This window comes from Caballeronia sp. TF1N1 (genome assembly GCF_022878925.1).
Taxonomy (GTDB): Bacteria; Pseudomonadota; Gammaproteobacteria; order Burkholderiales; family Burkholderiaceae; genus Caballeronia.
In genome coordinates this window covers 1,164,483-1,178,565 of record NZ_CP084626.1, presented here as the reverse complement: position 1 = coordinate 1,178,565, position 14,083 = coordinate 1,164,483, and the positions used below count along the sequence as shown (strand labels likewise).

General features: G+C 63.2%; 11 protein-coding genes. 4 read left to right on the top strand and 7 right to left on the bottom strand.

Going from position 1 to position 14,083, the window contains the following annotated elements:
* Positions 1-10: 10 nt before the first annotated feature.
* The 3 genes from LDZ28_RS05410 to LDZ28_RS05400 are packed head-to-tail and all read left to right on the top strand — an operon-like array spanning position 11 to position 3,261.
* On the top strand, positions 11-2,164 hold the full coding sequence (locus tag LDZ28_RS05410; RefSeq protein WP_244827674.1) for an FUSC family protein: 2,154 nt from the start codon (positions 11-13) through the stop codon (positions 2,162-2,164).
* Positions 2,154-2,354: a DUF1656 domain-containing protein gene (locus LDZ28_RS05405; protein WP_244827673.1), complete on the top strand. Its 201-nt coding sequence runs from the start codon at positions 2,154-2,156 to the stop codon at positions 2,352-2,354. Before LDZ28_RS05410 ends, LDZ28_RS05405 begins: the two co-directional genes overlap by 11 nt.
* A 46-nt stretch (positions 2,355-2,400) precedes the next feature.
* Complete coding sequence (locus LDZ28_RS05400) at positions 2,401-3,261, top strand: HlyD family secretion protein (protein WP_244827672.1); 861 nt, start codon at positions 2,401-2,403, stop codon at positions 3,259-3,261.
* Positions 3,262-3,319: 58 nt separating this feature from the next.
* Here the strand turns inward: LDZ28_RS05400 and LDZ28_RS05395 are convergent, their stop codons facing one another.
* The 7 genes from LDZ28_RS05395 to LDZ28_RS05365 all read right to left on the bottom strand — a co-directional run bounded on the left by LDZ28_RS05395 (position 3,320) and on the right by LDZ28_RS05365 (position 11,765).
* The gene (locus LDZ28_RS05395; protein WP_370652132.1) at positions 3,320-4,132 is read right to left on the bottom strand and encodes an ABC transporter substrate-binding protein; all 813 of its coding nucleotides are present in this window, start codon (positions 4,130-4,132) and stop codon (positions 3,320-3,322) included.
* Between the two features lie 459 nt (positions 4,133-4,591).
* A complete protein-coding gene (gene astE, locus LDZ28_RS05390) occupies positions 4,592-5,611 on the bottom strand; it encodes a succinylglutamate desuccinylase (RefSeq protein ID WP_244827671.1) in 1,020 nt (339 codons plus the stop codon).
* Positions 5,595-6,935, bottom strand: coding sequence for an N-succinylarginine dihydrolase (gene astB / locus LDZ28_RS05385; protein ID WP_244827670.1), 1,341 nt, complete (start codon positions 6,933-6,935; stop codon positions 5,595-5,597). The genes astE and astB overlap by 17 nt, the downstream gene beginning before the upstream one ends.
* Before the next feature lie 20 nt (positions 6,936-6,955).
* The gene (gene astD, locus LDZ28_RS05380) at positions 6,956-8,428 is read right to left on the bottom strand and encodes a succinylglutamate-semialdehyde dehydrogenase (RefSeq protein ID WP_244827669.1); all 1,473 of its coding nucleotides are present in this window, start codon (positions 8,426-8,428) and stop codon (positions 6,956-6,958) included.
* Positions 8,429-8,439: 11 nt separating this feature from the next.
* Positions 8,440-9,474, bottom strand: a complete 1,035-nt coding sequence (gene astA, locus LDZ28_RS05375; RefSeq protein ID WP_244827668.1) for an arginine N-succinyltransferase — start codon at positions 9,472-9,474, stop codon at positions 8,440-8,442.
* On the bottom strand, positions 9,471-10,523 hold the full coding sequence (gene aruF / locus LDZ28_RS05370; protein ID WP_244828009.1) for an arginine/ornithine succinyltransferase subunit alpha: 1,053 nt from the start codon (positions 10,521-10,523) through the stop codon (positions 9,471-9,473). Before aruF ends, astA begins: the two co-directional genes overlap by 4 nt.
* Before the next feature lie 12 nt (positions 10,524-10,535).
* A complete protein-coding gene (locus LDZ28_RS05365) occupies positions 10,536-11,765 on the bottom strand; it encodes an aspartate aminotransferase family protein (protein ID WP_244827667.1) in 1,230 nt (409 codons plus the stop codon).
* A gap of 263 nt (positions 11,766-12,028) precedes the next feature.
* On the opposite strand from LDZ28_RS05365, the gene LDZ28_RS05360 reads away from it, so the two are divergent.
* Positions 12,029-14,005, top strand: a complete 1,977-nt coding sequence (locus tag LDZ28_RS05360) for a cytotoxic necrotizing factor Rho-activating domain-containing protein (RefSeq protein WP_244827666.1) — start codon at positions 12,029-12,031, stop codon at positions 14,003-14,005.
* The last annotated feature ends 78 nt before the right edge of the window (positions 14,006-14,083 follow it).

Below are 14,083 nucleotides of genomic sequence, written 5' to 3'. Positions count from 1 at the left end.
GAGAACGTTCATGGCCACTGTTCTCATCGACAAGCGCGCATCGCTCGTGAACGCCTTCGCGGATTGGGCGCGCACCGACGGCCTCGCGTGGATCTACATCTTCAAGGCGGTGCTGGCGGCGCTGATCGCGCTATGGATCGCCATGCGGCTCGACATGCAGCAGCCGCGCACCGCGATGACTACGGTCTTCGTCGTGATGCAGCCGCAAAGCGGCATGGTGCTCGCGAAGAGCTTCTACCGTTTCTGCGGCACGATGGTCGGTCTCGTCGTCATGCTCGCATTCATCAGCCTGTTCTCGCAGCAGCCGGTGCTGTTTCTCTCGGCGACGGCGCTCTGGGTCGGCATCTGCACGGCGGGCGCGGCGCGCAATCGCAACTTCCGCTCGTATGGCTTCGTGCTTGCGGGATACACGGCGGCGCTGATCGGCATACCGGCGGCGCAGCATCCGGATGGCGCGTATCTGTCGGCCCTGACGCGGGTGGGCGAAGTGTCGCTCGGCATCGTGTGCGCGGGCGCCGTGAGCGCGCTCGTGTTTCCGCAACTCGCGGGCGAGCAGATCCGCACCACGGTGCGACGGCGCTTCACGCAATTCGTCGATTACGTCTGTCACGCGATGTCCGGCAAGCTCGAGCGCGCGCAGATCGAACGCACCAATCTGAGCTTCGTCGCGGATATCGTCGGCTTCGAGGCGGCGCGCAGTGTCGCGATTTTCGAGCATCCCGAATCGCGGCGGCGCGGCGGGCGGCTCGCGCGGCTGAATAGTGAATTCATGAGTGCATCCACGCGTTTTCACGCGCTGCATCAGTTGATGAACCGGCTGCGCGCAAACGCGTCGGGCACGACCATCGATGCGCTCGAACCGTTCATCCACGAAGTGCCGCCGCTGTTGCTGATTGCGGGCGAGCCGGTGCGCAACGCTGCCGACGCCGCGCACGCCGCCGCGCAATTGCGCGACTACAAGGCCGCGTTGCCCAAGCGCGTGCGCGCGACGCGTATCTCGCTCGAAGCCGCGCCCGGCTTCACCGCACTCGAATTCGATACCGCGACCGAGCTGCTTTATCGTTTCGTCGACGACATGCTCGCGTATGCCGACACCTACGCGTCGCTCGCGGCGCCGTCGCATGAACGCGAGCGCTGGGTCGCGCGTTACGTGCCCAAGACCAATCTGCTCGCGGCCGCGGTTTCCGGCCTGCGCGGCGCGGTCGTGATGTTCGTCCTGAGCGCGTTCTGGATCGCGAGCGCGTGGCCGAGCGGCGGCACGATGGTGCTCAACGCCGCTGCCGTATGCGCGCTGGCGTCGTCGTCGCCACGGCCGACGCAGATGGCCGCGCAAATGGCTATCGGCACGACGCTCGCGAGCATCACGGGCATGATCGTCGTGTTCGGCGTGTTTCCGCATATCGACGGCTTCGTGCTGATGTGCGCGGCGCTCGTGCCCGCGCTCATGCTCGGCGCGTTCTTGACGACGCGTCGCTCGCTCGCGGGCGTGGGCATCGGCTACTGCATCTTCTTCTGCTTTCTCGCGGGGCCGGACAACCTCGTGCATTACGATCCGACCGGCTTCATGAACGACGCCATCGCGCTCGTCTTGTCGATGATCGTCTCCGCGATCGCCTTCGCCGTGCTCCTGCCGACCGATGCGCCGTGGCTGCGCCGTCTGCTGCTCGCGGACCTGCGCCGCGAAGTAGTGAGCGCGCGGCGCGGACGTCTCGCGCAACTGACGACGCATTTCGAAAGCCGCACGCGCGACCTGCTTTCGCAGATCAACGCGCTCGCTTCCGACAAGCCCGCGCTGCAACGCGAGGCCTTGCAGTGGCTCTTCGCGGTGCTCGAATTCGGCAATGCGGTGATCGATTTGCGACGCGAAATGGCGGGCTTCGAACGCGTCGTGAACCCGACGCTCGATGCGGTGGCGCGGCTCTTCGATCGGCCACGGCAAGCGCGTTTCGATGGCGCGCTCGTCGCGACGGAACACGCCATCGACGAGATGCAGGCCAGGCTTGCTTCGCAGGCTTCGGATTCGGATACGCCGCGTGAAGAGCGGCATCGGCTGCAACGCATCGTGAGTCATCTGCATTTCATTCGTACCGCGCTGCTCGACCCGGAATCGCCGTTCGCAGCGTTCCAACCGATTTCGCCTGAAGGAGCGTCCCATGCCGCGTGATACCGCGATTCTCGAAGCTTACGTGCCAACGCTGCTTTTGCTGTGCCTCGCGGGCGGGCTCGTCACCTGGATCATCGACCGCGTGCTGGCGCTGGCCGGACTGTATCGCGTGGTCTGGCATCCGGCGCTGTTTCGCGCGAGCCTGCTCGTCTGCGTGTGCGGCGTGCTGGGTCTCGCGGTGTATCGATGATTCTCGACCGCTTCGTCGCCAACAACATATTCAAGAGAGTTGCATCATGCTGATCAGAAAACTCGTCGGCTTCGTCATGACGATAGCCATCTTCGCCGCGGCGCTCGTCATCGGCCGCATGCTGTGGGTGCATTACATGAACGATCCGTGGACGCGCGATGGACGGGTGCGCGCCGATGTGGTCAACGTGGCGCCGGACGTGTCAGGCGCGGTCGTGCAGATGCCGTTGCACGACAATCAGTTCGTGAAGAAAGGCGACTTGCTGCTGGAGATCGACCCGTCGCATTACCAGATCGCCGTCGAGCAGGCGCAGGCGAACGTCGCGGCGCGCGCGGCCGAGTTGCGCATGCGCCGGGCCGATGCGGCGCGTCGCGCGGACATGGACGCGCTGGTCGTCTCGAAGGAAGCACGCGAGAACTCCATGCAGACGGCATCGACTGCCGAGGCGCAGTTGCAGCAGGCGAACGCCGCGCTGGATGCCGCGAAGCTCAATCTGGAACGCACCAAGGTGTTTTCCCCGGTGGACGGCTACGTGACGAATCTGAATGTGTATCGCGGCGATTACGCGACGGCGGGCGCGGCGAAGCTCGCCATCGTCGATAGTCATTCGTTCTGGGTCTATGGCTATTTCGAAGAGACCAAGCTGCCGCATGTGAAGATCGGCGACAAGGCGCAGATTCGTTTGATGAGCGGCGGCGAGCTCACGGGTCACGTCGAGAGCATTTCGCGCGGCATTTACGATCGCGACAATCCGCAAAGCCGTGAGTTGCTCGCGGATGTGAACCCGACGTTCAACTGGGTGCGGCTTGCGCAACGCGTGCCGGTGCGCGTGAAGATCGATGATGTGCCGGAAGGCGTGCTGCTCGCGGCGGGAACGACTTGTACGGTGGTGATTGGGGCGATGTGAGGTACGAAAGCCCGTTCCGCTTTCGCCAGAAACGGGCTTTCTCAAGCAAGACCAAGCCTTACTTCAAAACCACTTTCACATCGAAATACTTAGCCGCGAACCGGTCGATGCTCCCATCGTCCTTCAACTCCTTCAGCGCGCGATTGAGCGCATCCTTCAGCGCCTTATCGTTCTTGCGCACGCCGAAGCCGACGCCTGATCCGAGCAGCTTGTCATCCGACACAGCCGGTCCCGCGAACGCGAAACCCGCGCCTTGCGGCTGCTTCAAAAAGCCCTTCGATGCCGCCTCGGCATCTTGGAACGCGGCATCCAGACGGCTCGTCGCGAGATCCGCGTAGATCTGATCCTGCGCCTGATACGACTCGACATCTATCCCCGCCGGCGCCCACTTCGCCTTCGCGTATGTCTCTTGAATCGAGCCTTGCAGCACGCCCACGCGCTTGCCCTTCAGACCAACGACGCTCGGCAGGATCGTGCTGCCCTTCTTCGCGACGAGCTGGTTGGGAATCGTATAAATGGGATCGGTGAAGTCGATCGCGACGCGCCGCTTGTCCGTGATCGTCATGTCGGAGTTGATGGCGTCGAACTTGCGCGCCTGCAAGGCCGGAATCAGGCCGTCGAACGAATTTTCGACCCACACGCATTTCGTCTTCAGCTTCGCGCACACCGCGTTGCCGATGTCGATATCGAAGCCCGTCAGTTCACCCGACGGCGTCTTGGATTCGAACGGCGCGTAAGACGCCTCCACGCCGAAGCGCAGTTCCTTCATGCTGTCGGCGGCATGCGCGTCGAGCGTTGCCATGCCTGCCGCCGCGGAAACGCTCACGAGCGCGAACGCGGCAAACCTGCGATTGAGCCATTGCAGTTTAATCAAGTCCATCTCCTTCCAAGTTCGATTCGTTCGTCTCTGTCAGATGCCGCATGCCGCCGGCGTCCGAAGCATCGCGGCACGGAAAGCCATGCTCAAACGTCTCGGCGATGATCGCTGCGCCGCATCAAACACAGGGCCGCGATTGTAGCGCGGTCGCGGCAACAGACTGTGGAGATAACGTGGACGGGAAAGTTGCAAGTGGCGGTCGCGTTCATGCAAGTGCAAATGGACGGCCGGGTGCGCGGGCAGGTGCGTGCTGCAAGCTCAAGCTAGAGCCCAAACGCAAACGCACGGGCAAGCCCACGCACAAGTGCAAACACGCGACAGATCGCGAAGGCGTGCCACCCACCTCGATAGACATCTCGGCGATGTGCCGCCCAATAATCGCGACCGATGTGTGGCCACAAGCACGACTCGACGCTCGGACAAACGTGCAAGCGCCACCGCAAACGCCAGCGCTCAATCGAGCGCCGCTAGCGTAGCCTCGGTCGTATCGACGACCATCAGCCCCGCGCGCAATCCCGCCTTGACCCGAGCATTGGGAAACACGATCCGCTCTTCATCGTGCGATACGCGATACCGGTAATCCCCATCATGCGCGAGCTCGGTGCCCGCCGGAAACGCCGTGAAATTCGGCACGTCGCCAGCTACGTTCAGCACGAACGCATCGCTTTGCTTGTCGATCTGCGCGACCACGGAAAACACGCGCAACGGCGCATCCGCGTCCGGCCGCTCACCGCCTATCAGACGACGCAACGCCGCATCCGATGCCGCAAAACGCGTGAGATCGTTCGCGCCGAACGGACGCACCTTGCCGAGCTCCAGCGTGCAGGCAAGCGCGTTGCAAGCCTGCGCCGTGAAGTATGAAAACGTATTGTTCTTCTCGCGATGCAAAAGCACCGCCTGCAAGCGCGCATCGCGCAGCCAGTCGAACATCGCGCGTGCGAGCGGTGCGCCGGTGTGCGGCAGCAAGGCGAACTGCTCGAATACCGAGGCGCGTATCGCCGTGTGCATGTCGATATGCCATCGCGCATGCGTGACGCCCTCGAAGAACGCCAACGCACTCGCTTCGAGCGACGCCGCGCGCGGCGCTTCCCGGCTCTGCGTGAACTTCGCATGGCGGCCGCTAAAAAGCCGGTTCAGATCGTCGTCGATATACCGCTCACCCGCGCGCATCGCCTCGATGTTGCCGAGAATCACCAGCATGCGCGCGGCAAGTGGCGCCGCGCCGCTCGCGATATCGGCAACGAGCCGCGACAGCATTTCGATGGGCGCGGTTTCATCGCCATGAATGCCCGCCGATGCCATCACGCTTGGCGATGCCTCGTTCGCCGCGGGTTCGAGCAGCAGCACGCCATCGTCCTGCCAGGTCCAGCGCACGCCCGAAGGCGCGACGCCGAAGGTTTGCGACGGCTGCGCGCCCGACAGCGTGAAGCGCAAGAAATCGTTCAGCAGCAAGGCATCAGCGCTGGAAGTCATAGATCGATCCGAGCGAGAGAATGGCCGTCAATTCATCGAGCGCGGTGCGCGACTGATCGAGCAATTGCGGATCGGCGAGATCGGCGGGCGCGAGGCGATCGCGATAATGTGTGTCGATCCACGCATCGAGGCGGGTGAAGAGCGCGTCGTTCATCCAGACATCGCGATTGACGGCCGCGTGCTCCACGTCGTTCAGCACGACGCGCAAGCGCAGACACGCCGGGCCGCCGCCGTTTTTCATGCTCTCGCGCAGATCGAAGACGAGCACTTTGTCGATCGGCGTGGATCGCTCGCCCAGCGAATCCAGATACGCGGCCACGCGCTCGTTCTCGCGGCATTCCTGCGGCACGACGAGCACTTGCTTGCCCTGAACGTTCGACAGCAACTGACTGTTGAAAAGATACGACGAGACCGCATCCGCGACGCTCACTTCGCTCTCCGGCACTTCGAGCGCCGTGAAGACCGCGCCACGCGCCGCGAGCTTCGCGCTCAGTTCGTCGTACACGCTGTGTTGATCGACGAACGCGCGCTGATGGCAAAACAGCGTCGTGCGATTGCCGACCGCGATGACATCGTTGTGGAACACGCCGGCATCGATCACATCGGGCGATTGCTGCGCGAAAACGGTCGCCGACTCATCGAGTTCATGCAGACGCGCGACGGCCCGGCTCGCCTCCAGCGTCTGCCGCGCGGGATAGCGTTGCGGCTGCGGTCCCTGCGCATATTCGCTGCGTCCGTAGACAAAGAACTCGACGCCCTTCTCCCCATACTCGCGCGCAAAACGCGTGTGATTCGCCGCGCCTTCGTCGCCGAGCGCGGGCGTGCCGGGCAGCGCGTGATGAATGCGAAAGCGCGCTTCGTCGACGAAGATCGCGGCGAGCGAACGGCGCGTTTCGCCATGCTCGATCGCGCGATGCAGCTTCGCGGCGAGATTCGCGGGCGTGAAGTGGACGCGGCCATCGGCGGTGTCGGCGGAAGGGCTGACGGTCGCGGCGTTGGCGGTCCACATCGCCGATGCGGAACTGGCCGCCGCCAGCAGTTCGGGCGCTTCGCGAGCGGCGCGCGCGATGACCGTGGCATCGTCGCCGGAAAAGCCGACGTCGCGCAGAAGACGCACGGAAGGCCGTTCGAGCGGTGGCAAGACGCCTTGCTTGAAGCCGAGGTCCGCCAGCCGCTTCATCTTGCGCAAGCCCTGCTTCGCGGCAGCCTTCGGGTTCGCCACCGACTTCTCGTTGCTGCGCGACGCGACGTTGCCGAACGACAGCCCCGCGTAGTTGTGCGTCGGGCCGACCAGCCCGTCGAAGTTTGCTTCGAATGAAGACATCCTTGATCCTTCGCGGTTCTTTAGAACGTGAGTCCCGGCGACACGCTCGCGGGCATCTGCAGTTGCGCGCTTTCCACCGATGCCATCGGGTACGAACAGTAATCCGCCGCATAGTACGCGCTCGGCCGCTGATTGCCCGAGCGCCCGATGCCGCCGAACGGCGCCGCCGACGAAGCGCCGTTGGTCGGCCGGTTCCAGTTGACGATGCCCGCGCGAATGGTGCGCTGAAAGCGCGTCCACGCGGCTTCGTCGTCGGCGAGCAAGCCCGCCGAGAGACCGTAGGCCGTATCGTTCGCGCGTTCGATGGCCTCGTCGAAAGTCCGGTAGCGCGTGACCTGCACGAGCGGCCCGAAATGCTCTTCGTCGGGAACGTCGGCCGCGTGGGTCACATCCAGGATAGCCGGCGTGACGAAGCCCAGATGCGCCGCGCGCTGCTTCATCTCGAGCACGGGCGCCGCGCCCGCTTCGATCAGATGCGCCTGCGCCTTGACGAGCCGCGCCGCCGCGCGCGCCGAGATCACCGCGCCCATGAACGGCTGCGGATCTTGGTCGTAAGCGCCAACGCGAATGTTCGCACTCACTTCGGCGAAGCGCTGCATGAAGCGCTCGCCGAAGGCATCGTCGGGAACGAAGAGACGGCGCGCGCACGTGCAGCGCTGTCCCGCCGACAAGAACGCCGATTGAATGGTGTGATGCACGGCGGCGTCCACGTCGTCCGTATGCGCGACGACGAGCGGATTGTTGCCGCCCATTTCCAGCGCGAGCACGATCTCCGGCCGCCCACCGAACTGGCGATGCAACAGCGTGCCCGTATCCGAACTGCCGGTGAAAAAAAGCCCGTCGATTTGCCGATGATTCGCCAGCGCCACGCCCGTGTCCTTCTCGCCCTGCACGAGATTCAACACGCCGGCGGGCAAGCCTGCTTCGCTCCACAAAGCGACCGTCGCTGCAGCCACGCCCGGCGCGAGTTCCGAAGGCTTGAACACGACCGCGTTGCCCGCGATGAGCGCCGGCACGATATGACCATTGGGCAGATGCCCCGGAAAGTTGTACGGCCCGAACACGGCAACGACGCCATGCGGCCGATGCCGCAACACGGCGACGCCATCGGCCATGGGTGCGCGCTTCTCGCCGGTGCGCTCGTGATAGGCCTGCACGGAGATATCGACCTTGGCGGCCATCGCAGCCACCTCGGTGCGCGCTTCCCACAACGGCTTGCCGGTCTCGCGGCCGATGGCGTCGGCGAGCGCTTCCTTGTTCTCGTTCAACGACGCGGCGAAGCGGCGCGCAATGGCGACGCGTTCATCGAAACTCACCGCCGACCACGACGCAAACGCGCGCCGCGCCGATGAAACCGCGCGCTCGACATCGTCGGCCGAAGCACTGTTGCCTTGCCAGACGACCGAGTCCGTCGCCGGGTTGCGCGAGGCGAACGCCGCACCCTTGCCTTCGAGCCACTCGCCGCCGATATACAACTGATTTTGGATAGTCATGTCGTTTCTCTTTACTTGGCGCGCGGATAAGACGTGAGCACGCGCACGGCATCGCCTGCGGTTACGCGCAGGGCATCGGCTTCTTCCTGAGTCAGCAGGAACTCGCCGTCATCGGCCGCGCCAACGGTCGCGCCGCAGCGGAACCCTTCGAGCAGCGTGTTCGATACGAGACTGCGCGCATCGCTTTCGATGGCGGCATCGCGCACGCCGATCCTCACTTCGGCCAGCACGCTTTCACGCACCGTGCGCAAATCCGCGACGTGACATTCGAGCACGGGACCGGCATCGAAGATATCGACGTGATTCTCGTAGCGCAGCCCTTCGGCTTCGAGCATCTTGCGCGCGGGCGCGGTATCGCGATGCGTGATGCCGACCGCATCGCGCGCGGCATCGGGCAACAAGTCGAGGTACACGGGATAACGCGGCATCAATTCCGCCACGAACGACTTCTTGCCATGCGAGCTGAGATAGTCCGCTTCGTTGAAATCGATCTGATAAAAATGCGAGCCGACCGCGTTCCAGAATGGCGACTCGCCGTTGTCATCGAAATGACCGCGCAACTCGGCGCACAGACGCTGCGGAAATCGCGAAGTGAATTGCGCGATGAACATGAAGCGCGAGCGCGACAGCAAACCGCCGACACCCGCCGTGCGATAACGCGGGCTCAAAAACAGCGAGCACACTTCCGCGTAACCGGTGAGGTCGTGCGAGATGTTGAGCAGCGACATACGCGTCCATACGCCCAGATCCTTGCTTGCATGCACGACCGTTGCCACGCGATAGTTGTAGAACGGCTGCTCCAGTCCGACTTCCGTTTCGATGCCGCAAACGCCCGCGATATCGCCCGTCGCGGTGTCTTCCATCACGAAGAGATAGCCTGCCTCGAAAGCCTCGGCGGCATCCGCAAGCGTGCGCCGCGCGCGTTCGACGCGCGCGACGAGCGCCTCGCGATCCGGCTTGAAGGTGGTCAGGCCCGGACCCGTTTCGAGGGCCAGCGCGACGAGTGCGTCGACATCTCCCGGCCGCACAGAGCGCACGACGATCATTGCAATTCTCCCGAAGCCTGATGCAAGGGCACGGCGCGCACCGTCTCTTTCTCCTGCACGCCGAGCGCCGCGCGCGCGTCGGCGCTCAAGGCCGCGCCGTCGGACCGCGTGCCCGCCAATGGTGCGACGATCGCGCGAAATTCGTGCGCGCCGCCCGCGGCCACGAGATACGGCGCGGCGCGTGAACCGGCAAGCGCGCCATCGCGCACCGTGCGCAATTCGCTCGAACTCGCCGATGCGCTCTTGTCCACGGCTATCGTCAACACCGGGCCGGCGTCGAAGATATCGACGAAACGGTCGGGCTCGAAGCCCTCTTCCAGATGGATGTCGTATGCAAGGAGCGTGCTTTCGTTCGGCTCGCCGAGGACGCGCTGCGCTTCGCCCGGCAGGAGCGGTACATAGATGGGATAACTCGGCATGACTTCGGCGATGAACGTGCGGCTGCGTCCACCCGATTCGAGTTCCACCTGCTCGAAGTCGCGGCTGAAGAACTTGCGTCCCACTGCTTCCCAGAACGGCGACGCGCCGGTGTCGTCGCTGACGCCGAGCATCAGCGAGAAGACTTCGCTCGAAAAGCGCTTGCGGTTCGCGGCGATATACAACATGCGCGAACGCGACAGCAAATGCGCCGCCGCTTCGCCTTCGGGCGTGCGCAGCGACGGATCGATATAAAAGCCCGTGAGACGGCTCTTGCCCGTGAGTTCGTGCGACATCGTGAGCGCGTGAATCTTGCGATTCACTTTGAGTTCGCGCGATGCGTGGATCAGCGCGTCGTTACGAAACGCGTAGAACGGCTCCGAGTACCCTGCCGACGCGACGATGCTCGATGTCCCGAGCAGCTTGCCCGTCGCCGAATCCTGCATCACAAAGAGATAGAACTCCTCGCCGGGCAAATCCACCTTGGCGCGAAACGAATCTTCCGAGAGCGCAACGCGCGTTTCGAGCGCGCGGCGGTCGCGCGGCAGCGAATGCAGCACGGGTTGCGCCGCACGCGCCATCCGTTCGAGCTCGTCGAGATCGGAGAGTCTTGCGGGACGAACGAATAGCATCATCGGGTCCTATTAGCGAGTGACGGCGGACGCGCCCACGAGCTGGCCGATTGCCTGCTCGATACGCGCGAAGCCTTCGTCGAGATCGGCCATCGGCATGATGAGCGACGGCGCGAAACGCAGCACGTTGGGGCCGGCGATCAGCATGATCACGCCATTCGCCGCTGCCGCATTGAGCACGTCCTTCGCGCGGTCCTTGTAAGTGTCGTTGAGTTCCGCGCCGATCAGAAGACCGCGACCGCGAATCTCCCTGAACATGTTAAAGCGCTCGCCAATCCGCTGCAGATGCGCCTTGATCGCGCGGCTGCGCGCTTCCACGCCTGCGAGCACCGTTGGATCGCTGATCAGTTCGACGACCCTTTCCGCAATCGATGCGCCAAGCGGATTGCCGCCATACGTCGTGCCGTGCACGCCGACCGAGAAATGGTTTGCGATCGCTTCGGTGGTCAGCATCACGCCGATGGGAAAACCGTTGCCCAGCGCCTTCGCGCTCGTGAGAATGTCGGGCGTCACGCCATACTGCATGTATGCGTAGAACGTGCCCGTGCGGCCGACGCCCGTCTGCACTTCATCGAAAATCAGGAGTGCGCCGTGCTTGTCGCAGGCTCGGCGCAGACCCTCGAGGAACGCGGGATCGGCGGGCAGCACGCCGCCTTCGCCTTGCACCGGCTCGACGATCACCGCGCACGTGTCCGGACCGATGGCTTCGACGGCCTTCGCGAGATCGTTATACGGCAAATGCCGAATGCCTTGCGGTTGCGGCCCGAAGCCTTCCGCGTATTTCGGCTGGCCGCCCACGCTCACCGTGAAGAAAGTGCGGCCATGAAACGATTGCGTGAACGAGACGATGCCGATCTTCTCCGGACCGAATGTGTCGATGGCATAACGGCGCGCGAGCTTGAGCGCGGCTTCGTTGGCTTCGGCGCCCGAGTTGGCGAAGAACGCGCGATCCGCGAAAGTGAGGTCCGTGAGGCGTTTCGCGAGGCGCAACACCGGCGCGTTGGTGTAGCCGTTGCCGATATGCCAGAGCTTTTCGCCCTGCTCGTGCAAGACCTTGAGCAGTTCGGGATGCGCATGACCGAGCGCCGTGACCGCTATGCCGCCCGCGAAGTCGATGTAGTCTTTTCCTTCGGTATCCCACACGCGCGAGCCGCGGCCTTTTTCCGGCACGAAACTCGCCGGCGAAAACACCGGCACCATGACTTCGTCGAACGTATCGCGGCTTACCTTGATCTCGCTCATGCTGTGCTCCTCGTCTGCCATTGCAATGTCTCCGATATTAGGCAATCGCGCGCCATCCGTCTTGCGCGTTCGCGACATGCTTCGAGGGCTTTTCGCGGAACGGCGCGTGCAAGACCGCAGCGCAATGCCTTGGAGCACGCTTCCCTATCGCAGGATTGCGCGATTTATCCGGCGCATTGATCGCGTATCACCCCTGCCGGACCTCATCTCGTACGCTCGAGCTGTAACAAAAGGATTGACCACAACTCGTTGAGGAGGTCCGTATGCAAGTAAATTCGCAAACTGGGTATATGTACGGCGTATCGAATGATGCACTGACGCAAGATACGAGCGGCTTGCCGCCGGAATCGCTGATGCCGGCCGGTACGAGAGCGCTGGCGGCCCCGCCGCCCCGTGTGGGAAGCGCAAATACTTCGCCTGGGGGCGCAAGCACGACGGGAGGCCCGCAAACGCCGTCAACAACGCCACCCAAGTTTCACGGGCAGGACGTATTCACGCGCTATACGCCAAACGGATATTCTGTCTCCGCGAAGGGAGGAAGCTGGATCACGCTTCGCCCCGACTTGGTCGCGCAGACAATCACCAATCGATTCGGCATGCTGGGAAATAACGTTCTCGCGATAGAACGCAAATTGCAGGCTCATCAGGATCTCACGGCGGACGAGGTCGTCTCTCTGAGGCGGTTCGCTGTCGCAACGGAATATCTTGCGCGTATCGATCCCGCGCTCAAGAGCATGCTGGATGCACCGTCCACCCATACTCAAGACGAAGTGCAAATCAGCTATGTAGGCGGCCCGACCATCCGGACAAACTATACGGGAGCAGAAGTTCTACGAATTACGTCCGACGCTCTCAAAAGTCCCTTCACGTCCTTTATAAAAAGCGCGCAGGACACCGGTAAGAAGCTGGCAAGAGGAGAAGCGCTTACTCCTGAAGAGGCATCGACCATTGAACAGTATGCCGGCGTGGCAGACCAGTTCATGGCGTTGACGCGTACTGGCAGGGTCATGAAAGCCGCCGGTACGTTGACTGGCGGCTTGAGTCAAGTGCAAGAAGGAAAGCCACTCACGGCAGCATTGGCGCACGAGTTGCTCGACGTGCTGAACGTGCGGCCGGACCTGGGAGCCGTGCAAAGCGCACGAACCGTGACGCCGCCGGTAAAACCTCCGGCGCCGTCCTTCAAGCCGCCTGTACGGCTCGAGGACGGGCGCGTCGGATACCTGTCCGGGCCGACCAAACCACCTCGCATGCGCCCGCCGGAGGAGCCAAGTACCTCCAGCGGTTCGGCAGCCGGGAGCGGCAGCACGACGCGGCCGCCTGCCAGCCGCCTCGGCCAGCGCGATGTCGAGAAATTGGCCGGAAAAGGTCCGCTCAAATTACGTGCGCCCACCGATCAGGCGGCCGAACAGCAACGAATGGATTCGATACGCGTCCGGTTCGAATACTATCGGCACGACAGAGACGTCACGGACATGACCGCGCCGATGGACGCCACTGAAGCGCGATACGATCAGCGCCGCGACGTGCTGAACGTAGGCGAGACGAAGGATGCGACCTCGTACGACAGCAAAATGAAGATGTTCACCGGTACTTATTGGGACAAGAAAGGCATCTCGCTCAAGAAAACCGATCAGATCATCAGTATCGACAACGGCCGGGAGGGAGTCGGTGCCATCGCGGTGCCGTACTCGAAGATTCCGCGCGGGGGAACCGTCCTCGTGACCACAGGCACTCTGTCCGGATGTTCCGTGGTGATGGCATCGGACGGACGGAACTTTTATGCTTACCACGCCGGCACCAATCGCGCGGGTCCAGGATGGACGACCTCCGAGGACGGCGCCGCGGAAATCGTCCGGGCGCACAACGCAATGCGCCCGGATAGCCCGGTCGTTGCTTCTGCTTCGCCCGGCGGTCAAGACCTGATGAGCGTCGGCAAGAAGTATCCATTCTCGGTGATCGTCTATAACGGCAAATCCGGAAGCCTGACGAATCCGAGCACTGGCAACTCCGTCGAACGAATGTCGATGTTCGACTACTTCGAACCCGACAACTCGAAGAGCGTGGTAGGCACTGGAGAAGCGGTCATCTCCAAGGACATGAACGGCACCGTCTCGGTCCGCGTCTTGGCGGAAAAAGGAACGTTGAGCGATCCCAAGTCGGGACCGGACGGAATGACGACCAAGTACACGATGCAAATGAGAAAAACGAGCGTCTATACCTTGCCGGAGGCGACTTCATAAAAGAAGCGCCGGTGCAAAATTTCGTGATTCGCTCGATGCGTCCATCGACCGGCGGACAGGCTCCGTTTCGGTCGATGG

Excerpts from the sequence above, each read along its gene's own strand:
- LDZ28_RS05410 (WP_244827674.1), top strand. The coding sequence starts at position 11 with ATGGCCACTGTTCTCATCGACAAGCGCGCATCGCTCGTGAACGCCTTC.
- LDZ28_RS05405 (WP_244827673.1), top strand. The coding sequence starts at position 2,154 with ATGCCGCGTGATACCGCGATTCTCGAAGCTTACGTGCCAACGCTGCTT.
- LDZ28_RS05400 (WP_244827672.1), top strand. The coding sequence starts at position 2,401 with ATGCTGATCAGAAAACTCGTCGGCTTCGTCATGACGATAGCCATCTTC.
- astE (WP_244827671.1), bottom strand. The coding sequence starts at position 5,611 with ATGACTTCCAGCGCTGATGCCTTGCTGCTGAACGATTTCTTGCGCTTC.
- astB (WP_244827670.1), bottom strand. The coding sequence starts at position 6,935 with ATGTCTTCATTCGAAGCAAACTTCGACGGGCTGGTCGGCCCGACGCAC.
- astD (WP_244827669.1), bottom strand. The coding sequence starts at position 8,428 with ATGACTATCCAAAATCAGTTGTATATCGGCGGCGAGTGGCTCGAAGGC.
- astA (WP_244827668.1), bottom strand. The coding sequence starts at position 9,474 with ATGATCGTCGTGCGCTCTGTGCGGCCGGGAGATGTCGACGCACTCGTC.
- aruF (WP_244828009.1), bottom strand. The coding sequence starts at position 10,523 with ATGCTATTCGTTCGTCCCGCAAGACTCTCCGATCTCGACGAGCTCGAA.
- LDZ28_RS05365 (WP_244827667.1), bottom strand. The coding sequence starts at position 11,765 with ATGAGCGAGATCAAGGTAAGCCGCGATACGTTCGACGAAGTCATGGTG.
- LDZ28_RS05360 (WP_244827666.1), top strand. The coding sequence starts at position 12,029 with ATGCAAGTAAATTCGCAAACTGGGTATATGTACGGCGTATCGAATGAT.